Here is a 22824-nt window from a genome sequence, read left to right as displayed (position 1 = left end):
CGTATCCCATACCATTTTATCATAATACGGGGCAGGTGATTCGATGGTACAGTCAAAAAAACAAAAATATCTGTTCCTTGCTTTTTGTTTAATTCCTACCTTTATTATGTTTGCTATTTTCACCTTATATCCGCTATTAAGCGGGTTGTATTATTCTTTTTTTGATTGGTCTGGTGCGGCAGAAAACAAGGAATTTATTGGTTTTTCCAATTACATAAAATTGTTTCATGATGCGATTATTCCGCATACGATTTGGCATGATTATTTTTTGGTCGTGACCAAGGTGATTGGGATTATGATCTTAGCCTTGTTCTTTGCGGTTGCGTTAACCCAGTTAAAAATAAAAGAAGCACCATTTTACCGGATCATCTTTTTCTTTCCAAATATTATGTCGGTCGTGGTCATCGGAATATTGTGGACGTTTATCTATAATCCTACGATGGGCTTCGTTAATTCAGGCTTGGAGTTTATTGGTTTGGGTGACTGGGCACGGCCATGGCTTGGCGATGAAAAATGGGCATTAACCAGTCTTGTGTTGCCATCGGTATGGGCTGGGATCGGGTTATTCATGCTGATGCTGATGGGGGGCATCGCCAATGTTTCCAAGAGTTATTATGAGGCAGCAGAAATCGATGGCGCATCTGAATGGCAGCAATTTTGGAAGGTGACCCTTCCGCTTGTCTGGCCACAGATTAAAATTTCGGTTCTGTACATTGTTATTACCACGTTAAATGGTTCCTTCATTATTGTTCAAGTGATGACGGGTGGTGGACCAAATAATGCGACACATGTGATGGGATCTTATCTTTACCAGCAGGCGTTTAAACAATACAACTTTGGCTATGGGGCAACGATTGGGGTTATGATTTTAATTCTTTCATTGGTGACAGTTATGATTCTGCAATTCATTATGCGGCGGGATAAGGTAGAATACTAAGCTGTGAAGTAGGGGAGGGTGAAACATGAAGCGAAGTGTTGGACAGATCCTCGGGCGAACAGGGATACGAATCCCCTTAATTTTTTGGACAATAGCGGTGTTATATCCGATTTTTTGGATGTTCATTGGAGCATTCAAAACCAATGCCGAGATTTATCGGAATCCGTGGGGGTTTCCGGAAACATTTAGTTTTCAAAACTTTCTCGATGCCTGGACCAATTATAATATTGATGGAAGTGTGTTTAATAGTTTCATTGTGACGGCAATTGGATCGATCCTGACATTGGTACTTGCCATTCCAACTGCCTATGCCATTGAACGATTGAAATTTCGTGGGAGTAATTTTTTGTTCACATTGTATGTTTCCGCCATGATGATTCCCATGGTGTTGGGATGGATTCCTTTGTTTTTCCTGTTAAAAGATATGCAGCTGCTGGATAATATTTATGGATTAGCGGTTGTTTATGCGGTAAGTCAGCTGCCATTTTCGATATTTGTTTTAACCAGTTTTATGAGTACGATTCCGAAGTCGTTGGAAGAGTCAGCGGCGATGGATGGAATAACGCCGTATGGGACACTTTGGAAAATCATTACTCCACTAACTATGTCTGGAATTATAACGGTAACGATTATGAACGCCATTCAATTTTGGAATGAGTATTTTATGGCGCTCATCTTTCTGCAATCGAAGGAAAACTATACGTTAGCGTTAGCGATTGATTACATCAGTAATGAAGCGCAATATTCAAATGCCTGGGGGACCCTTTTCGCCGGTCTGGTTATTGCGATTGTTCCAGTGATTGTTCTGTACGCAATCTTTCAGCGGCGGATTGCCAAAGGAATGACGGAGGGTGCAATCAAAGGATAGAGCGATAACTAGTGGAAGCGGCTGTCGCTTATTTTTTGTGTCGCGATTTGTCAGATGCCTTCGATAGGACCTATTTACTATTTCATTTTTCCTCAAAATATTACAACTAATTGGTCCGCTTCTGTAGTATAATAGCATTGTTATGCGTATTTTTATTATGAGGAAAGAAGGCAAGGAGGAATTTTATGAAGTTTTGTAAGCATTGTGGAGGAGAAATTGCTGATCATGCGAGGTTTTGTAAGCATTGTGGGCAGGAAGTAACAGGTGGACATCAATCTCAAGAGGAAACGTCTGTTAACAATCAGGCCGACCAGACAGATAAGGGGAATGATGGATACATAGAGACTGAATCCCCGCAGCAGTCGAACGGCAATTCGTCGGCAGATAGCGGTCAATCTGGTACGGATTCCGCTCAGGATAAAGGTGCTTCAGACCAACCGTCTGCGCCGAAACAGCCATCTGATCTGTCATCTCCACCGAAACAAGGCGGGATCGGTACTACGAAGAAAACTACGACAGCCCAACCGATGAAAAAGATGTCCAAGAAGTCCAAGATTTTTATTGGGATTGGTGCATTGGTCGTCGTATTACTGATTGTGGCCTATCAGGTAGGAGCGTCGATGACTTCCAAGGACAAAATGGTGGAGAAATTTGAAGATGCCGTTACGAAGAAAGATGCAGCAACTGTTGCTGAATTGCTACAATCAGACAGTAAGAAGATCAAAATTAACAAGGATTCCGTTGCAGGATTTATCGATTATTATTCAGAAAATCCAAGTGAGTTTGATTATATCGTTGAACATCTGAAGGACCAGGTGAAAGAATACGATAAGAATGCGGATAAGGCAAAAGCGAATAGCGAGGAAAACAAGGATATGTACGCGCTCAATCTAACGGAAGACGGAAAGAAATTTGCAATCTATAAAAATTATACCATTCAAGTAAGTCCTGTTTACTTTAAGGTGAGCACCAACTTTAAGGACACCGATATTTTGCTAAATGATAAGGTGATCGCTACATCGGATTCGGATGATTTCACGAAAGAGGTAGGGCCATTTTTGCCAGGTAGCTATAAGTTTACCGCCAAATATAAGGGTGACTATGTGGAATTGACTGCGGATGCCGAAAGTACGAACTTTGATCCTGGCTATGCAGATGATGTTGATCTTTATATTGAAGCCGACGAGGTCTCGTTTGGAACAGCGTATATGGATGGATTGGATGAGGTCACGCTTTTCATTAATGGAGAGGATACGGGAGTAAACATCATGAAAGAAGACACATTTGGCCCAGTACTGGTTGATGGTTCGATGACCGCTTCTTTTGAAGGTAAATTTCCTTGGGGAACGATGAAGACAGAAGAGAAGCCAATTGATTCCTATTACATGAATGCGGAATTCACCGCCAGTGACGATTTGAAAGAAACGCTAAAAGATACGATCATTAAATTTAACCAGGAATTTTTAGCGGCAACAACCACCGCCAGCAAAAAGAAATTGACGACTGCTACGGATAAAGTAGTGAAGGATGTTGTTGACGATGCGAAATTTGCCAAAGAAAGTGATCAGTATTACAAAGGTAAATTCATCGGGGTGGACTTCTACCAAGATTCATATGACATTACCAATTATGGGGATGGCTGGGTTGTTAAAGTTGATACGGTAACCATTTATGAAGAAGCCAACTGGTATAAAGATGACAAAAAGCCGAAATTGAAGAAGAATGAAGAAGATTATGGCTATGAATTGGTGTATGACAAAGATAAGGAGAAATGGAAAGTAAGCTACATCGGCTATGCCGGATCAATGGACGAAAACAAGATGGATGAGCATCGGGAGAAAGATCCGAAGACATATACATCGGCATGGTTGAAATAACTAGATTTGATAACGGGGTACTTTATTAGGATGAAAGATACCTGAACGGGTAAATGATATAGCATGTGAATCATGATATGATGGTTCACATGCTATTTATTATCGAAAAGCTGGATGTTAAGAGGTGTTAGTGGAGTGGATGATAGCGGGCATATATAAATTGGATAGTGTCGATCAACCTAGACATATATACCTATAATCGGATTCGTTCCAATGGCACTTGTGAGAGAAGTGATCCATATAGTATGATTACTTCGAATGCAAGGGGAGGGATATGTTGAATAAGCAAATGATCGACAACTTATTGCAGGCTATGACTGATTTGTCAGATGAAGTGAAAGATATACAAACAAGTGGATATCGTTTAGATGCACATGTTACCGATATAGAAACGAGAATGAATCATACAGGGGACGGGTTGAACGGTTTACAGCGTAACTTACGCAATATTGATCGGGATACAGAAATGACGATGGATAAACTTTTAAATCAGCGCAAGCCTATCCATCGTAAAACAATTAACTAGAGCGTGCACAGGCAGGCTTATTTTTTTTTGCTTGATTTTTTTGATATGATGAAAGGTATTATAGAGAGAAGACGAAACTCGGTGAAATCCGGTTACAGATATTTTGGGGGTTCATAATGAAACATTTACTGACGTTACTTCAGAAAAATAAAGGAGTTATGTGGCTGCTCATCCTGACGATTACCCTTCTATGGGGGTATGCATGGGTGCTGATGAAGGAAGTACTGGCGTATATGGGGCCGTTTACCTTTTCGTCCTTTCGATTTGGTACCGGATCGATTGTGTTATTACTGATTGTCTGGCTGGCAAAAAAACGTTTTCCGATTAGACGTTATTGGAAACAGTTATTGATACTGGGAATCTTGCAAACTTCCATTGTCTTCCTGCTAGTAATGTACGGACTTCGATTCGTCGATGCAGGTAAATCGTCTGTATTATTGTATTCGATGCCAATGTGGAGCAGCTTGTTAGCGGCTAGATTCCTTGGGGAGAAACTGACTCCGGTAAAATTTATTGGTCTGTTGATTGGCATGCTCGGACTATTGACCATCTTAGGCTGGGACATTTGGATCGGGCAGAACATCAAGGTTCTATTTGGCGAATTGCTTATCATCATTGCGGCCGTGTCTTGGGGTGTCTCTAATGTCTATTATCGGATGAAACTTCAGCATTTACCACAGCTGGAAACCAACGCGTATCAAATGCTTTTCGGAACCATCGTTATGATTATTGTGACATTTTTTATGGAATGGCACGAGCCTATCGATTTAAATGTACATAGCGTTTATTATATTTTGTTTACCGGTATACTGGCGTCTGCGTTATGTTTTACGGGTTGGTTTCTCATTTTAAGCATTATTGATATGGTAACGGCAACGATTTCCACATTGCTTGTACCTATTTTCGGACTTGTCTTTAGTAGTTTAATTATTGGAGAAAAAATGACTGCTGGCGTTTTGGTTGGTTCGGGATTGATTATTTTTGGGATTGTGGTGGCGCAATTGACGAGGAAGGAAAAATTGTCACAGAAGGCTGATTTCCAACAGAGAGGATAATTTAAATGAACAACCCTCATACATAGCTTGAGAGTTGTTCAAAAAAAGTTATGGCATGTTAGAAAAATAGTAAACCAATTGCAATTGGGAAGAAACTATAGATAAGGATCATGACACAAAATCCCATGATATCACGGACTTTTAAACCAGCAATCGCAAGGAGTGGCAATGCCCAGAACGGTTGAATCATGTTGGTCCATGCATCACCCCATGCAACAGCCATTGCTGTTTTTGCTGTATCTGCACCAATTTCAAGTGCAGCTGGTACCATAATCGGCCCTTGTACTGCCCATTGCCCACCTCCAGAAGGAACAAAGAAGTTGACGATGCCAGCACTAATAAAAGTAAATAATGGCAGAGTTGTTTCATTAGAAATGCTGACGAACCATAAAGACATTTGCTCTGATAAGCCAGAAGCGACCATCATTCCCATAATACCTGCGTAAAAAGGAAATTGAATAATGATCCCACCAGCATTTTTAACAGCACTGGTGACACTGTTTAGAAAACGGCGCGGTGTTTGGTGGAAAATGATTCCCAAAAACAGGAAGATGAAATTTACAATATTGATATTCAAATCAAAGCCATTCTGGATAAAAAAGTAAATAACAAAACAAAGCCCCAAAATCCCCGTAAGATATGAAATGATCCGACTGTTTTCCAATCGTTCTGCGGGTGTCATTTTTTCTTTAGATACAAAATATTCCGGCTCATTTTCTTCTATCGTTTTCGTTTGCCATGATGTGGCATCCGTATTTTGTAGGGGTTCTTTTGCTTTCATCAAAAATCGGTTTAAAAATGGTAAGGTAAATAACAGCACCAAAACAATGAAAATATTAAACCAGCTAAATAATGTTTCTGTCACAGGAATTACACCAATAGAACCTTCCAGAAAATGTCCAGGAGTCGCAATTAATAACGGAATGGAACCAGATAAACCGCCATGCCACAGAAGAAACCCACTATACGCACTTGCCATCAGTACACGATAGTCTACCGTTGGAACTCGTTTTGCGACATGAATCGCGTATAATGCACCAACTACTAATCCAAATCCATAATTAATTAAACAGGCAATGGATGCGATAAATGTCACCGCTAAAATAGCTTGTTCAGGTGTATTTGCCAGTTTACTTAATTTAGTGAGCAGTTTTTTAACGATTGGTGTGCTAGCTAATATATAGCCAGTGACAACGATTAAGGACATTTGCATGGCAAAGTCTAGTAAATCCCAGAAACCGGAGCCCCAATAGTTAACCATTTGGATTGGGGAGCTACCAGTAAAAATGATGCCCAATAAGAAGACAGCAAATGTTAAAATGATTGCAAACAAAAATGCATCAGGTAGAAAACGCTGCACCATTCGATCGAAAAAGGTTGTTAGGGACCGCATGAATTTTCTCTCCTTTCTTGAAATTGATTTTATAGTACAAATGCATAAGTATATTATAATGTATGCTTGTGGAAAGAGGAAAAGAAATGTGAATTATAGGCATATGTGGAATTAGAAGAAAACAAATGGCGCATTATCGAGTTGTGCTATGTTAGGTTTATATTAATGTAGTTTGTAAGTACCGTTTTAAAAAGTGTCATTTCATCTGGATAGAACTTATGGATATAGCATTATCAATAAACTACGTAATATTAGGAACTCCAAGCTTAAGTTCTGCTTCTTTACAACTTCCCAAAATCTGCTATTCTAAAATAAAAACTACAGGAGGAAAGGAAGTTTACCATGGAGCTTAACCACTCAAATTCCATACCATTACATATCCAGTTAAAAGAAATCATTGAAGCTCAAGTGACAGAGGGGATTCTTTCTGATCAAATCCCAAGTGAACGTCAGTTTATGGAATATTATAATATTAGCCGCAGCACGGTCCGTGAAGCTATTAATTTGTTAGTAAAGGAAGGGATCTTGGAAAAGCGACACGGGAAAGGTACGTTTGTTTCACTAAAACCGATTCATGACTGGCTGGGAAACTTAAGCAGTACGACGGAAACAATCTATAGTATGGGAATGAAACCAGGAGCAAAACTTATCACACATTATCCCACAACGCCATCAGTCTATATTCAGGAGATGACCGGATTCACGAAGTCATACTTTATCAAACGAATTCGTTATGCCGATGATATCGCCATTGGTGTGGAGAGGCATTATTATCCGATACATATTGGGGAAAAATTAATCCAGTATGATCTGGATAATGCTACACTTTATGATTTAGTCGAAAATGAGCTTGGTATTCAATTTGCTGAAGCGAATCAAACGATATCCAGTGGACCATTATTAGTAGAAGATCAAGGGTACTTGGAAATTCCTGCGAATAAACATGCATTAATCGCTGAACGGATCATTAAAGATCAATCGGGTAATGTGATAGAGATGGAAGAGGCGTTTTACCGCAGTGATATGTACAACTTTAAAATTAATTTATCGCGAAAATTTGGCTAAAGAAACAATTATCATTTATAAATGGTTCGAATAAGACTTATTTTATTTTTAAATATCCGAATTTAATAAAAACATTGAAAATGGTCTGAGGCTGGAATATACTAAATATAAACCTACTCCAACTGGTACGGACGTCACGATCTCAAGCGAACATGTTGTAGTGGTTATTTTGAGGATAAGGAGTGATGATAATGATTATTGGGGTCCCCCGCGAAGTTAAAAACAATGAAAATCGGGTAGCACTTACCCCATCAGGTGTGACCGCATTTGTTAATGCAGGGCATCGTGTATTAGTTGAGACGATAGCAGGAAATGGAAGCGGTTTCTCTAATCGCGAATACCTGGACGCGGGTGCAGAAATTGTTGCTGAGGCAAGAGAAGCCTGGTCTGCTGAGATGGTTATGAAGGTTAAGGAACCGCAGCCTGAGGAATATGATTATTTAAGAGAAGGACTAATCCTATTTACGTATCTGCATTTAGCGGCTGAGCCCGAACTAACACGTCAGCTTGTTGAAAAGAAAGTGACAGCGATTGCCTACGAAACCATTCAGAATGGGGATGGCTCTTTGCCACTTTTAGCACCAATGAGTGAGGTTGCAGGACGGATGGCTGTACAAATCGGTGCACAGTTCTTGGAAAATAATAAAGGCGGCAAAGGCATTTTATTAAGTGGTGTACCAGGTGTTGATCCCGCAAATGTTGTCATCATTGGGGGCGGTATGGTAGGAACAAACGCAGCCAAAATGGCAATTGGATTACGAGCCAACGTAACAATTCTAGATGTAAGTACCAAACGTCTTCGTGAATTGGATGATTTGTTTGGCGGAACGGTAAAGACGGTCATGTCGAATCCACTTAATATTCAAAAGGCGGTCCAACAGGCAGATCTATTAATTGGCGCCGTGTTGATACCGGGAGCAAAAGCGCCGCAATTGGTATCTGAGAATATGGTGAAAGAAATGACAGATGGATCGGTCATCATTGATGTTGCTGTTGATCAGGGGGGATCAATTGAGACGGTAGACCATATCTCAACACATGATGAGCCAATTTATGTGAAACATGGTGTGTTACACTACGCCGTTGCAAACATGCCGGGTGCTGTGTCACGGACATCGACATTATCGTTAACAAACAATACAAGTCAATATGGTGTTTTCCTTGCTAATAAAGGGTTGCAAAAAGCAGTAGAACAAAATGGGGCCTTTGCAAAAGGTGTCAACACTCATGATGGATTTGTAACCTATGAAAAAGTTGCTAGCACACACAATTTGGCTTTTAACCCACTATTTGAAGTTATAAAAAGTAAACCTGTTTCATCGTATTAGAGTGAAAGCATTTATTAATAAGAGTAATTCTCCAGAACGATGGGGAGCAGCTAACCGCGGGATAGCACCTGCCGTTTAGGTTCCCTCCAAAAGAATATGTATCTACTATTTTTGAATGGAGGCATTAATATGAAAACGGAAGTTGAAGAAAATTCTGCTGCAGAGCAAACCACATCACACTTATGGAATGCCATGCATAAGTACAACCCGGATGCTCAGGATATGATGGCCGTATCAGGAAAAGGATCGTGGTTTAAAGATCAAACCGGTAAGGAATATCTTGATGGTGTATCAGGGTTATGGTGCTTGAATCTTGGCTACGGCCGGGAAGAGATTGCTGATGCAGCTGCAGAACAAATGAAGAAATTAAGCTATTTTCCATTAACCATGAACCATCCGCCTGCTGTTGAATTAGCCGGAAAAGTCAGCCAACTATTGGGAGCAGATTATCAGATATTTTTCTCGAACAGTGGTTCTGAAGCAAATGAGACGGCATTTAAAATTGCCCGGCAATACCATGATCAAACCGGTAATCCGGGAAAATATAAATTTATTTCGCGTTACCGGGCATATCATGGATCAACACTTGGTGCCCTAAGTGCAACGGCACAGGCCAATCGGCGGATGAAATATGACCCGAGTGCACCAGGGTTTTTGCATGTTTATCCACCGTATAGCTATCGTTCTGTTTTTGAAGGAAGTCCCGAGGAATCAGATTTGAAAGCAGCGCAAATGCTGGAAGAAATGATTCATTGGGAAGGAGAAGAATCGGTAGCAGCAGTTATCATGGAACCGTTTATTTCTGGAGGAGGAGTCCTTGTCCCATCACCAAAATATATCCAGTGTGTTGCTGAGATATGTAAAAAGCATAATGTACTTTTAATTATGGATGAGGTCGTTGCCGGTTATGGCAGAACAGGAAAAATGTTTGGCTTCATGCATGCAGAAGGTGTACAGCCGGATATGGTGACCATGGCTAAAGGATTGACTAGTGGCTACTTACCATTAGGGGCAACCGCCGTTAAATCGGAAATTTATGATGCGTTCAAACAGGCAGGTAACGATAAACATTTCCGTCATGTATCCACATACGGTGGTCACCCAGCAGCGTGCGCGGTTGCACTAAAAAACATTGAGATTATTGAGCGGGAAAACATCGTGGAACGTGTACAAAAACTAGGCGAAACCAAACTAGGAAAGCTGCACGCGTTGCAAGATCATGAAAATGTTGGTGAAGTTAGGCAAAAAGGATTTCTGCTAGGGATTGAAATGGTTACGGATAAACAGTCGAAAACGCCAATTGATGAGGCAACAATGGGTGAAATCGTAGGAAAGTGTAAACAAAAGGGTCTGATTATTGGGAAAAATGGCGATACCATCCCAGGGCAAAACAATGTCATTATTATTGCACCTCCTTTATCTAGTACAGAAGAGGATTTGGATTTTATTGTGGATACCGTTTCGTCTGTCATTCGCAGTATCTAGATTGTGATCTTCTATTTACCTGACTATAAACGGGGAAATAGAAGATAGATGGGAAGGTAATCAATTTGAATTATGAACGATTAAAGACGTTTATTGCCGTTGCCGAAAAGAAGAGTTTTTCAGAGGCTGCTAAAAAGTTGTATGTTACCCAACCAACGATCACATCACAGATAAAAGCATTAGAAGAGGAATTGAATACTAAACTGTTCGAACGGACAACCAAAAAGGTGGCAATGACACCGTCGGCAAACATTTTATTGAAATTTGCCAAAGAGATTGTACATTTAAGCGACTCAGCTCAAAAAGAAATTTCACAAATGGAAAGTACAGTAAATGGTGATTTGCGGGTGGGCTGCAGCCTAACGATTGGTGAATATATACTCCCGGAATTCTTAAAACGGTTTAAAGATACATTCCCACTTGTGCCAATGCGTGTGGAGATCGCCAATTCGCAAAGTATTGTTGAAAATATAAAAGACCAGGTCATTGATATAGGTCTAATCGAAACACCAATGGAAGATCAGCAAATTGTAAGTGATCCTATTTTAGAGGATGAACTTGTCTTAATTGCAAGACCAGATTATTTTTCCGGAAATGAATTACAAATTCCATTAGAAAAGTTAAAAACAGTACCATTAATTATTCGCGAGCGGGGGTCTGGAACACGGGCTGTTGTGGATCAGTATCTTCAGCAGGCTGGGCTAACGTTGGATAATTTGAATGTGGTGATGGAATTGGGTAGCACCGAGGCAATTAAAGCAGCAGTTGAATCCGGTTTGGGAGTCTCGTTTGTTTCCAAAAGTGCGATAAAAAAAGAGCAAAAGTTAAAATTATTGAGGACATATCAAGTAAAAAATATTGCATTCTATCGATATTTTTATATCGCATTTCGAAAAGACCATGTTTTGAAAACGACAACCGAGCTGTTTATCAAAGAACTTCAAGACATTATTCAGGAAAAAGAAGTCGGTAAGTTAATCCCACTGCCAACAAGTAATTGTTGATAATAAATTGAAGATTTTTTGAAGGAGGAATTAAAATGGTAAATCAACAAGCAGAAGTGAAAAAGGCAACAAATCCAAAAGTAAAGATGACACCGAGTGAGGCAATTGTCGAAACATTGGTGAAAGAAAATGTCAAAGAGGTTTATGGAATCGTTGGCTCCGCCTTTATGGATATGCTTGATCTTTTCCCGACAGCTGGAATCCGTTTTATCCCGGTTCGTCATGAACAAAGCGCTGGTCACATGGCAGATGCATATGAACGTGTTACTGGCACGGCTGGTGTGATCGTTGGTCAAAATGGCCCGGGGATTACAAATATGGTAACCTCCGTAGCCGCGGCCAATCAGGCGCATAGCCCAATGGTCGTAATATCCCCGTCGGCAGGAACAGGATCCATTGGATTGGATGGTTTCCAGGAAGCGAATCAGGTGTCCATATTTGAAGATATTACAAAGGAGACAGTACGTGTCACACATAAGAATCGTGTAGCTGATTGTTTGCGAACAGCTTTTCGAATTGCGTATGCCGAACGGGGTCCAGTTTTGTATGATATCCCACGCGACTTGTTTTATGGAGAGATGGAGGATTATATTCTTGAACCAAATCAATACCGTGCAGACAAACGGGGCTATGGTGACCCAACCGCTATTGAACGGGCTGTTGCGTTACTAAAAGATGCGAAAAACCCGGTGATTATTTCCGGCCGCGGTTCGGTTGATGCAGACGGTGTTGATTCGGTTGTTAAACTAGCCGAACATCTGACAGCACCTGCAGCATGTGCATACATGCATAATGATGCGTTTCCGGCAGATCATCCGCTTGCTGTTGGTCCAATTGGTTATATGGGATCAAAAGCTGCCATGCATACATTAAAACAGGCGGATGTTGTTCTGGCCATTGGTACACGTCTATCCCAATTTGGCACGTTGCCATGCTATGATATTGATTATTTCCCAAAAAATGCCAAGATCATTCAAGTCGATATCAATCCGCGTCAGATTGGGCGTACACATCCAGTTGAGGTCGGAATTATCGGTGATGCTAAGGCAGCCAGTGACGAAATCTATCGCCAGCTCCAATCAGCAACGCCATCTCCGGCAAAGAATTCACAACGTTTGACGGAAGTTAGTAAGTTAAAAGAAGAATGGGATCAGGAATTAGTTGATCTGGCAATGGAAGACGGCAATCCGATAAATCCAAGGCGGGCACTATTGGAATTGACCAAAGTACTTCCAGAGAATACGATCATTTCGTCTGATATTGGTAACGTATCATCAACAGCTAATGCGTATTTGAAATTTAATCAAACACGTCGGCATATTGCGGCACTGACTTTTGGTAATACTGGTTTTTCCTATCCAGCAGCAATTGGCGCGCAACTGGCTGAGCCGGATGCACCTGTTGTCGCGATTGTTGGTGACGGTGCATGGGGCATGAGTTTACATGAAGTTAGCACCGCGGTCGAGCAGAACATCCCAGTTATTGCTTGTGTATTTAACAACAGGTCATGGGCAGCAGAGAAGAAAAACCAGGTTGATTACTATGATGATCGTTATGTCGGATCAAACATTGAAGGCCCTGACTTTGCTGAAGTAGCAAAATCGATGGGTGCGCTTGGCTATACGATTGATAAGGCAGAAGATATTGGACCGATTGTAAAAGAAGTATTGCAACAAAGAAAGCCTGCCGTTTTAAACATCTACGTGGATGGAACACAATTGGCCCCGCCATTTAGAAAAGATGCGTTACACATGCCAATTCGTTTGTTGGATAAGTATAAGCATTTGGATTATAACGAGTGGAAGAAATAAAATAGAGTGGGAGTCAACTGCCCGTAAAGATCCAAATCTGTTCAGTGGGGGAGGAAAGGCAGGCTAGGAACGCCACGTCCTGTGGCGACGCCTGCACTAGAACGTCCTGTTCGTCGAAAACTCTCACCGAATGAAGTTTCACTTTATAAAATTTATTGACAAATGGTTCATAGATGGGTACCATACAAATGAAAGTAAAATTAAATAAATAGCCACTAGGGGTGCCTTTAAAAAGGCTGAGATTAAAGTAGGAACTTTAAGACTCTTAGAACCTGAACTGAGTAATGTCAGCGTAGGGAAGTGATATGATAGAACGAATGTTTAAGGAATGGAACACTATTAAATAGTGTCTATTTCTTACATTTAACCATGATTGATCAAGAACACAATCACTGGTGTTCTAAACATAATGAAAAAACCACTTTCAGATGCGTTGGCATCATGAAAGTGGTTTTTTATTTGTGAAAAATACGCTTCAGTTGAAAGGGTAGAGGTTCATGAAGTGCAACAAAACTTTGAAAAACAAGCGTGTGATATCCACCAACAAAGAATTACATGTTATTTCCACAGGACAACAAACAGCTAAAACCCTGGTTCAAATAGTCACAATGATTCATAAAGCTGTTGATGCGATTCATCTTCGTGAAAGAAAGTGGACGGCTGCCGAGTTGATCCAGGTAATTGAAGCTTTAACCGATCGGGGCGTGCCTTTTGAAAAAATCATCATCAATGACCGGGTTGATATTGCACAAGTCAAAGGGGTTGGTGGTGTACAGCTTGCCCACCATAGTATTAATGCCTCAATGGTAACGGTGTCTTTTCCATCATTGAAAGTGGGTTGTTCGGTTCATTCTCTTAGTGAAGCATTAATGATCGAAAAAAAAGGAGGTGATTATCTTCTTTACGGACATATTCATCACACGAACTCAAAAAAGGGAATGATACCAAGAGGATTAGATAACTTGCGAAAACTGACCCAGCAAGTAGCGCTTCCTGTCATCGCTATCGGAGGAATTACTCCGGGAAATACACGTGAAACGTTGGCAGCTGGTGCGAGTGGAATTGCTGTTATGTCAGGCGTTTTTTTGGCTGATGATCCGGTGCAAGCGGTTATGGATTATCGTAAAGCCATGCAACCACAGGAGGTGATCCCGTGAATTTACGTGTGAATGGTGAACATATGACTGTACCATCTACGGTTGTTACCATTACCCACTTACTTGACTATATCCAAGTGAAAAATCCCATCGTTATTGTTGAACATAACAAGCACATTTTAGAAAAACATGATCACGACGGCACCACATTATCAGATGGAGACAAAATAGAATTAGTTCAATTTGTAGGAGGCGGTTGAAATGCTGACCATTGGAAATAAACAATTTAACTCAAGATTGTTATTAGGTACAGGAAAATACCCGAATTTTGACATTCAAAAGGCAGCGGTTGAGGTCTCAGAAACTGAAATTTTAACGTTTACCGTTCGCCGGATGAATATTTATGAGCCAAACCAGCCCAATTTCCTGGAAAAACTAGATTTAGCGAAATATAGTCTCTTGCCAAACACGGCTGGTGCCAAGTCAGCTAAAGAAGCTGTACGACATGCCAAGCTTGCAAGAGCATCAGGATTATGTGACATGATCAAAATAGAGGTCATTGGTTGTGACAAAACCTTGCTGCCAGATCCAGTCGAGACCTTAAAAGCAACAGAAGAGTTGTTGAAAGAGGGATTCACTGTTTTACCATATACGTCTGATGATGTGGTACTTGCCAAAAGGCTGGAAGAACTTGGCGCACATGCGATTATGCCAGGTGCATCACCAATTGGATCAGGACAAGGAATTATCAACCCGGTTAATATAAGGTTTATCGTTGAACAGACAAACGTTCCAGTAATTGTTGATGCCGGAATTGGCTCGCCGACTGATGCGGCTTATGCGATGGAACTTGGTGCGGATGCGATTCTACTAAATACCGCGGTTTCAGCTGCTAAAGATCCGGTCAAAATGGCAAAAGCGATGAAGCAGGCAGTAGAAGCAGGACGCTTGGGATATAAAGCAGGTCGTATTCCGAAAAAACGAACTGCCACCGCAAGCAGTCCAATGGAAGGGATTAGTGTTGGTTAAATAGCCAACATAAAGGAGCAGATGAACGGATGAATAATCGATATTCCAGACAAACGTTATTTAAGTCAATTGGTGAAGAGGGCCAACAAAAAATGGCGGGAAAACATGTGCTTATCATTGGTGCCGGTGCGCTGGGAACAGGAAATGCAGAATCGCTTGTTCGTGCAGGTGTTGGGAAAGTAAGCCTTGTTGATCGCGATTATGTGGAGTGGAATAATTTACAGCGACAACAACTTTATGTGGAAGAAGATGCGAAAGATCGGATACCTAAGGCGGTTGCGGCGAAAAAACGGCTTCAACAAATCAATTCAGAGGTGACCATTGAATCACATATTTTAGATATTACCCCACCTGATATGGAACAACTTATTGAAGATGTCGATCTATTGATTGATGCGACTGACAACTTTGACATCCGTATGATTATCAATGATGTTGCGCAAAAATATCAAATTCCATGGATTTATGGGTCATGTGTGGGCAGCTATGGTATAAGCTTTACTATTATCCCAAAGGAAACACCTTGTCTTCACTGTTTAATGGAGGATGTTCCAATTGGTGGTTTAACCTGTGATACGGCGGGAATTATCAGCCCTGCTGTCGGAATGATTGTTGTGCAGCAGACAGTAGAAGCATTTAAAATACTTACGGAGAACTGGGATGTACTCAGGAAAAAGTTGGTTTCTTTTGATCTATGGCGCAATCATCATTCATCAATCGATGTGTCAACGATGAAAAAGGCAACTTGTTCATCTTGTGGGAAAAACCCAACATATCCTTTTCTCGCTTATGAAAATCAAACAAAAACGGCGGTGCTTTGCGGAAGAGATACGGTGCAAATCCGACCTGCCAAAGGACAAAAGCGTAATTTGCCAGCGATTGCCGAGATGCTTGCCGGAAAGGGTGGGAAAGTGGAACAAAACCCATTTCTTCTTTCGTTTACGATTGACGATCAACGTCTTGTCATGTTCCAAGATGGCCGTACGCTTGTTCATGGAACAAATGATAAAACAAAAGCAAAGACACTTTATTATCGTTATTTTGGGTAGAGGTCATGACAGATAATGAGAAATGGTGACTTTCATAGCTTGTGTAAACAGAGTGAGTTGGGAGAAATTTAAATTCACCGTAATAAGAGGGATGCTTTGTGGCTGTTTTGCAATGGTTTGTTGATCTTGGCGCTAGTGTGATGCTTCCGATTATCGTTTTCATCTTTGCCCTTATACTAGGAACGAAGGTAGGGAAAGCTTGTCGATCAGGATTAACAGTGGGAATTGGTTTTATTGGATTAAATTTGGTTATTGATCTGTTAACGGATAGTCTTGGACCGGCTGCACAGGCAATGGTAGACCATTTCGGATTGGAATTACATACGATTGATATTGGTTGGCCAGCGACATCAGCCATTTCGTATGGGTCGGTTTTAGGCAGTTTAGCAATCCCGATCGGAATCAGCGTAAACAGTTTTTTATTGATGCTTGGATGGACCAAAACATTAAATATTGATCTTTGGAACTACTGGCATTGTGCGTTTACAGGATCACTTGTCTATTCGTTGACTGGTGACTTTGTACTAGGGCTGCTGACGATAGTTGTCCATTTATTACTAATCTTTTTATTGGGGGATTTCATCGCGAAGGATATTGAGGCGTTTTATGGTTTTAAACAGATGACATTCCCCCACGCTGCATCTGCCCCGTCTTATTTAGTTGCCAAGCCGCTAAATTGGTTGTTTGATAGAATACCTCGCTTTAATAGGTTGGGTGCCAAGCCGGAAACTATCCAAAAAAGGTTTGGGATATTTGGGGATTCAACTATGATCGGTATCCTCATTGGGGGATTGATCGGTATTTTGGCGGGGTATTCTATGACGAATATTTTACAGCTTGCCATGCACACCGGGGCTATTATGCTATTGATGCCTAAAATGGTTGCCCTCTTAATGGAAGGGTTGGCACCTGTTTCCGAAGCCGCGGGACAAATGGTGAAAAAAAGATTTCCTGGTCGAGACTTATATATTGGTATGGATAGTGCGTTATCTATTGGCCATCCAGCTGTTTTATCAGCTTCACTCATAATGATTCCACTGACTTTACTCTTAGCGGTGATTTTACCAGGAAATCGTGTCCTGCCATTTGGTGATTTGGCAACCATTCCATTTTTGATCTGTTTAATGGTACCCGTTTTTAGAGGGAATATTGTACGAACAGTCATTGCAGGTTCCTTATACATCACTGTTGGTTTGTATATTGCTACATGGATAACACCATTATTTACTGATACTGCCATTGCAGCCGGATTTGAAACAGGGGGTCATTCAAGCTTTTCTTCATTGGTCGATGGCGCCGTATGGACGACATTCATGTTCATTTCATTTGTAAAAGTACTGAATTGGTATGGTATTGGAATAATTGGATTTGCCATACTGATGGGGCTGATTTATGTGAATAAAATACAAACGAAGCGGTCAAATAAAGAACACGCGGAGGATACGGGGGCAGGATGATGAAAAAGCTATTAATCATGTGTGGGACTGGGATCGTTACATCAACAATGGTCGGTGAGAAAGTGAAGGCATGGTTGCGCAAACAAAATCTAGATGATGAAGTGCGTATCCATCAATCCAGTGTTAGTGACGGGCTAAAAAGAATAGATGAATATGATATTGTCATCTCTACAACAATTGTACCAGATGAGGTTAAGGATAAGGTCATTAATGGTGTCCCATTGATAACAGGGAACGATGTGGAAGAAGTATACCAAAAGATGTTAGAAATAATACCCTAAATGAGGATGTTCAAAAAGTCCGGTGGAAATGACACTTCGGCAGGGGTACTTCCGCTAAAATCGTCCACGTCCTGTGGACAACGCGGAAATCATCACATCCTGTGAAAGCTCGTTGGCTTGTTTATCCGCTGTTCAAAACTGTGCCGCCTTGAACTTCTTGGCCCTTTTCATCCTGCTTTTTGAATACGCACTAAACCTAAGAATGAACGGGTAACATTTGATAATTTATGCTCAAATTAACATGTTAACCATAACCCCTTTCCACCTGGTTTTGATAAAGTAAAATTATTAAGGGGGATTTTTATATGCAAACATTTTCGGAAATAATTGAAACAAGACAGGATGAATTACTTGCACTTGCTTCTAAACTTATACAATTTGAAACACCAAGCCCACCCGCTAGAAATACAAAAGAGGCCCAACAATTCATTAAAAATTATTTAGATGAAATGAACTTTGTAACAGATATGTGGGATCTTTACCCGAATGACCCGAATGTTGTTGGTGTTCTAAAAGGAACAAATACAGCGCATTATCACAGTATGATATTGAATGGGCATGTCGATGTAGCCTCGGTTGATTTAGCAAACGAATGCTGGCAAAGCCATCCATTTTCGCCAGTCATTAAGGATGGACGGCTTTACGGCAGAGGTGCAGCAGATATGAAAGGTGGCCTAGCTTGCGTTCTCTTTGCATGTAAATTACTTCATGAACAACAAATCAAATTACCGGGTGATTTAATTGTAGAATTTGTTGTTGGCGAAGAGGTTGGTGAAGCTGGTACGCTTTCCTGTTGTGAGCGCGGATATCAAGCTGATCTTGCTATTGTTGCAGATACAAGCAATTTGGAAATACAAGGGCAAGGCGGTGTGGTCACAGGTTGGATAACACTTAAAAGCAAAAAAACTTATCATGATGCCACAAGAAGAAATATGATTCATGCCGGTGGTGGACTTCAAGGTGCAAGCATGATCGAAAAAATGATGAAGATTCTGGCTGGTCTGCAGGATCTGGAACGCCATTGGGCAGTACACAAATCATATGATGGATTCCCTTATGGTACAAGTACGATTAACCCGGCAGTCATTGAAGGTGGCAGACATGCCGCATTTGTTGCTGATGAATGTCGCATATGGATTACCGTCCATTTCTATCCAGGTGAAACACAAGAGGATATCGTAAAAGAAATTGAAGATCACCTTCATTATGTTGCAATGGCAGATATGTGGTTACGTGACAACCCCCCAATCTTTGCTTGGGGTGGCAAATCAATGATTGAAGATCGTGGTGAGGTATTTCCTTCCCTCGCAATCGACAAAGATAGTGCGGGTGTTAAATTAATTCAAACACATCACAGACGAGTTTGTGAAGAAGACGTGAAAATTAGCATGTCATCATCTGTAAACGATGGCGGCTGGCTTGGCTACAAGGGGATTCCAACTGTTATTTATGGACCTGGCGAATTGATGGAAGCACACGCTATCAATGAATCTATCTCTATTAAACAATTAACACAATATACCAACATATTAATGAACATCATTTATGACTGGTGTCATACGAAAAAGGAGCGATAATAAATGAAATTTAGTGAACGATTATATGAAAAGGTAAAGCCTATTTGGGAGGCTAACCATAACCATCCATTTGTAACGGGGATTGGAGATGGAACACTTGAAAAAGAAAGCTTTCGCCACTATATGATTCAAGACTATGTTTACTTAATCGAATATGCCAAGTTATTTGCAATTGGCACATTGAAAGCTAGAGATCCAGAAACAATGGCGAAATTTGCTGAGGTGCTCGATTCAACACTTCATACGGAAATGGACCTGCATAGACAGTATGCAAAGAAATTTAATATCTCACCAAAAGAATTAGAGGAAGCAAACCCCGCTGCTGTTACTGTATCATACACAAATTATATGCTTTCCGTCGGACAAAGCGGCGGGCTTGCGGAACTTACAACGAGTGTTTTGCCATGTAGTTGGAGTTACGCAGAAATAGGCAAGCGTTTAGCGCAATTACCTGGTGCAATGGAACACCCATTTTATGGTAAATGGGTAAAAATGTATGCAAGTGAAGAATTTCATGCACTAAATGATTGGATGATCGGACTACTGGATCGATTAACCGATGGAAAACCGGAAGAGGAATTGCAACATTTGGAAAAGATTTTCTTATACACTTCCCGATTTGAGTATATGTTCTGGGATATGGCATATAAAAAAGAAATGTGGCCAACAGGTCAAATTAAGTTATCGGTTTAATATCAATATAAATGGGACAGATATAATAACCTCTGTCCCAACAATTTACATTATTTACTCCCAGCTTCCACGTCATCTAATTCTTCTCTATTTTCTTCTACTTGAATCTGTTTATTACCAAGGATTAGATAATTCAATTCTTCTGTAGGGATTTTATTAAATTCTTTGCGTTTAGCCAGATAAAATACTGCTCCGAGAACGATCCAGGCTATTAGAGCAATTCTGGATTGGATCCCAAGGAATGCTGGAGAACCAGGGATTAGCAGCAGCAATACAAACGTTATACTGGCTAGCATTCCAACTAGTGCAAAGAATTTCTTTACGGGCGAAATTACATGTTTACTTGGATTAAATCCACTATCCATCGACCATTTAAAAATAATAAAGGCGGTATAGCAAGTATAAAAATAGGCAATCGACACACCGATAGAGGACATATCAACTACCCATGTTAATGCTTCACGACCAAACCATGGGGCAAACATTGCCAGAATAACGGTGAAAATAATGCTGACATACGGTGTTTTGTATTTAGGATGAATTTTGGAAAACATATCAGGCAGTATTTTAGCACGTGACATTGCAAAAAGCAGACGGCTTGATGAAATGATAAACCCATTTAATCCAGTAAAAATACCCATACAAAGTGCGGTTACAAGTATAACCAAGCCAAATGTACCGAGTACGCCGGTAATGGCATCCGCAGTTCCCCAGAGATTGTTTTGAGCAGCAAGCGCGTCCCAAGGAGTTGCCATTGCTGTGACTCCAACCATAAATACATATAGGAGTCCGGAAAAGAAAAGAGCTAGGACGATTAGACTGAATGCTTTTTTGGTGGAAAAGTTAAATTCCTCAGCAGCCTGTGGTACATTGTCAAAACCTACAAAAGCCCATGGTGCAATAGCAACGATTGAGATAATGGCAGCAAACGAGGTTGTACCAGTTGGGAACAATGGTTGCATGTTCGCAAACGACGTCTCCGGACTTCCGCCAACCAACAAGGTTATCGCCAATACCCCGATAAGCATGATGCAACAGAAAATAAATTGCATTCGACCAGTGAGGCCTGTACCACGAAAATTCATGTAACCGAACAGGAGAAGTGCCACACTGGCAATAATTACCTCGGTCCCATATACATCCCAACCGGCAATTTGATACATATGCAAATTCTCGATCACTTTTGGGAAAACAAATTTAAACATTAAAGTAAACGCAGAAGCATTAAGGGCAACAATGCAAACATACCCTAAGGTGAGAAACCAGCCACATATAAAGGCATGAGTTCGCCCAAGACTAACAAATGCGTACGCAAATTCCCCGCCTGATACGGGAAAACTCTGAATTAAGAATCCGTAGCTAACGGCAATCAGCATCATTAATAATGCTCCGATAGAAAAACCAATCATAACCCCTAACGGTCCACCATCCTGCATCCATACGGTCGGCTGCACAAATGCCCCCCAACCAATTGACGATCCCAGGGCTATTGCCCACACCCAGTGAGGCTTTAACGTCCTTTGCAGTTCTTCACGCTCTGCCATATACAAATCCTCTCCTTCACCTTTTGTAAACGTTGTCATTGTTTGTTATTGTAACCGTCCGGACCAGTTTGATCAATATATTCGACAAACTTTGATTATTGTAATATAAAATAAAATTTATGGTGAATTTCTATAAACGCAACCTTTGGACGTAAACTACTTTCATGTTTTAATAAGAATTTCCACCCCTCACACCCCACAAATGCAATGCTTACCCAAATAACCCCCGGCATATAATAAATTATACAAGCATGTTAGCTTTGTATTGTATAGCACACATGGAAAGTAAGTCATCCCGTGAATAAAACTAGGAAAAGTAAATAGTGTTACAAACAAATGTTCTGTTTTTTATGGCTATATTATCAGAATTTGTGCTATACTAGGAATAAGATAATGTTCTTTTGGGGATCGGTCGGCTAGCCCTTTGATAAGGTGGTGATGCCATTGAGCACTTTTGAGGTTTTGATGGTAGTGTTTACATTTGGCACATTTTTGCTGGCGCTGCTTACCCTCGTCCTAAACATGATCAATAAAAAATAGACCTCCCTATTAACCCTAGAGCATGTCTTGGGAGAGGTCTATTCCAGGATAGCTGATCCCCTGGGGGAACCGCTTATCATGAGGCCACAGTTGCAGCTGTGGTCTTTTTCAGTATATGCATATTTCTACCTATAGTATACCACACAAAACGGGATTGAAAAGAAATATGAACGTATTCCAAATCAATCCGTTTATTCTGATCCTTTAA

Annotated in this window: 21 protein-coding genes and 1 riboswitch; of the genes, 19 read left to right on the top strand and 2 right to left on the bottom strand. The window is 40.7% G+C overall.

Features of this window, described 5'->3' with window-relative positions; genetic code table 11:
• The first annotated feature begins 43 nt into the window (after positions 1–43).
• The 5 genes from WMZ97_RS04750 (at position 44) to WMZ97_RS04730 (ending at position 5263) form a co-directional block, all read left to right on the top strand.
• Entirely contained in the window at positions 44–937 is an 894-nt protein-coding gene (locus WMZ97_RS04750) for a carbohydrate ABC transporter permease (protein ID WP_343270929.1), read from the top strand.
• A gap of 25 nt (positions 938–962) precedes the next feature.
• On the top strand, positions 963–1805 hold the full coding sequence (locus tag WMZ97_RS04745; RefSeq protein WP_343270928.1) for a carbohydrate ABC transporter permease: 843 nt from the start codon (positions 963–965) through the stop codon (positions 1803–1805).
• Between the two features lie 185 nt (positions 1806–1990).
• A complete protein-coding gene (locus tag WMZ97_RS04740; protein ID WP_343270927.1) occupies positions 1991–3682 on the top strand; it encodes a zinc ribbon domain-containing protein in 1692 nt (563 codons plus the stop codon).
• Between the two features lie 274 nt (positions 3683–3956).
• Positions 3957–4208 carry a hypothetical protein gene (locus WMZ97_RS04735; RefSeq protein ID WP_343270926.1) on the top strand — a complete coding sequence of 84 codons (252 nt, stop codon included), beginning with the start codon at positions 3957–3959 and terminating at the stop codon, positions 4206–4208.
• 116 nt (positions 4209–4324) lie between these two features.
• A complete protein-coding gene (locus tag WMZ97_RS04730) occupies positions 4325–5263 on the top strand; it encodes a DMT family transporter (protein WP_343270925.1) in 939 nt (312 codons plus the stop codon).
• A gap of 58 nt (positions 5264–5321) precedes the next feature.
• On the opposite strand, the gene WMZ97_RS04725 is transcribed toward WMZ97_RS04730, so the two are convergent.
• A complete protein-coding gene (locus WMZ97_RS04725; protein ID WP_343270924.1) occupies positions 5322–6656 on the bottom strand; it encodes a short-chain fatty acid transporter in 1335 nt (444 codons plus the stop codon).
• A gap of 342 nt (positions 6657–6998) precedes the next feature.
• On the opposite strand from WMZ97_RS04725, the gene WMZ97_RS04720 reads away from it, so the two are divergent.
• The 13 genes from WMZ97_RS04720 to tenA all read left to right on the top strand — a co-directional run bounded on the left by WMZ97_RS04720 (position 6999) and on the right by tenA (position 20532).
• The gene (locus tag WMZ97_RS04720; protein WP_343270923.1) at positions 6999–7721 is read left to right on the top strand and encodes a GntR family transcriptional regulator; all 723 of its coding nucleotides are present in this window, start codon (positions 6999–7001) and stop codon (positions 7719–7721) included.
• A gap of 191 nt (positions 7722–7912) precedes the next feature.
• Complete coding sequence (gene ald, locus WMZ97_RS04715) at positions 7913–9049, top strand: alanine dehydrogenase (protein ID WP_343270922.1); 1137 nt, start codon at positions 7913–7915, stop codon at positions 9047–9049.
• Positions 9050–9178: 129 nt separating this feature from the next.
• On the top strand, positions 9179–10534 hold the full coding sequence (locus tag WMZ97_RS04710; RefSeq protein WP_343270921.1) for an aminotransferase: 1356 nt from the start codon (positions 9179–9181) through the stop codon (positions 10532–10534).
• A 65-nt stretch (positions 10535–10599) separates the two neighbouring features.
• Positions 10600–11538, top strand: a complete 939-nt coding sequence (locus tag WMZ97_RS04705; RefSeq protein WP_343270920.1) for a selenium metabolism-associated LysR family transcriptional regulator — start codon at positions 10600–10602, stop codon at positions 11536–11538.
• A gap of 35 nt (positions 11539–11573) precedes the next feature.
• Positions 11574–13349: a sulfoacetaldehyde acetyltransferase gene (gene xsc, locus WMZ97_RS04700; RefSeq protein ID WP_343270919.1), complete on the top strand. Its 1776-nt coding sequence runs from the start codon at positions 11574–11576 to the stop codon at positions 13347–13349.
• Positions 13350–13556: 207 nt separating this feature from the next.
• Positions 13557–13665, top strand: a riboswitch (TPP riboswitch).
• Positions 13666–13846: 181 nt separating this feature from the next.
• Positions 13847–14506: a thiazole tautomerase TenI gene (gene tenI, locus WMZ97_RS04695; RefSeq protein WP_343270918.1), complete on the top strand. Its 660-nt coding sequence runs from the start codon at positions 13847–13849 to the stop codon at positions 14504–14506.
• Entirely contained in the window at positions 14503–14706 is a 204-nt protein-coding gene (gene thiS / locus WMZ97_RS04690) for a sulfur carrier protein ThiS (protein ID WP_343270917.1), read from the top strand. Before tenI ends, thiS begins: the two co-directional genes overlap by 4 nt.
• Before the next feature lies 1 nt (position 14707).
• Positions 14708–15475 (top strand): thiazole synthase, encoded by a 768-nt coding sequence (locus tag WMZ97_RS04685; protein ID WP_343270916.1) that lies wholly within the window; start codon positions 14708–14710, stop codon positions 15473–15475.
• 29 nt (positions 15476–15504) lie between these two features.
• Entirely contained in the window at positions 15505–16524 is a 1020-nt protein-coding gene (locus WMZ97_RS04680; protein WP_343270915.1) for a thiazole biosynthesis adenylyltransferase ThiF, read from the top strand.
• 98 nt (positions 16525–16622) lie between these two features.
• Positions 16623–17981, top strand: coding sequence for a PTS galactitol transporter subunit IIC (locus WMZ97_RS04675; protein WP_343270914.1), 1359 nt, complete (start codon positions 16623–16625; stop codon positions 17979–17981).
• The gene (locus WMZ97_RS04670) at positions 17978–18262 is read left to right on the top strand and encodes a PTS sugar transporter subunit IIB (RefSeq protein ID WP_343270913.1); all 285 of its coding nucleotides are present in this window, start codon (positions 17978–17980) and stop codon (positions 18260–18262) included. Before WMZ97_RS04675 ends, WMZ97_RS04670 begins: the two co-directional genes overlap by 4 nt.
• Before the next feature lie 305 nt (positions 18263–18567).
• Positions 18568–19839, top strand: coding sequence for an acetylornithine deacetylase (locus WMZ97_RS04665; protein ID WP_343270912.1), 1272 nt, complete (start codon positions 18568–18570; stop codon positions 19837–19839).
• Between the two features lie 3 nt (positions 19840–19842).
• On the top strand, positions 19843–20532 hold the full coding sequence (tenA, locus tag WMZ97_RS04660; RefSeq protein WP_343270911.1) for a thiaminase II: 690 nt from the start codon (positions 19843–19845) through the stop codon (positions 20530–20532).
• Positions 20533–20582: 50 nt separating this feature from the next.
• On the opposite strand, the gene WMZ97_RS04655 is transcribed toward tenA, so the two are convergent.
• Positions 20583–22076 carry an APC family permease gene (locus WMZ97_RS04655; protein ID WP_343270910.1) on the bottom strand — a complete coding sequence of 498 codons (1494 nt, stop codon included), beginning with the start codon at positions 22074–22076 and terminating at the stop codon, positions 20583–20585.
• A 438-nt stretch (positions 22077–22514) separates the two neighbouring features.
• Between WMZ97_RS04655 and WMZ97_RS04650 the strand changes: the two genes are divergently transcribed.
• The gene (locus tag WMZ97_RS04650; protein ID WP_343270909.1) at positions 22515–22616 is read left to right on the top strand and encodes a putative holin-like toxin; all 102 of its coding nucleotides are present in this window, start codon (positions 22515–22517) and stop codon (positions 22614–22616) included.
• Positions 22617–22824 lie beyond the last annotated feature (208 nt).

Origin of the sequence: Lentibacillus songyuanensis (genome assembly GCF_039548255.1) — a bacterium.
Classification (GTDB): Bacteria; Bacillota; Bacilli; order Bacillales; family Amphibacillaceae; genus Lentibacillus_C; species Lentibacillus_C songyuanensis.
This window is presented reverse-complemented; position numbering and strand designations above follow the sequence as displayed.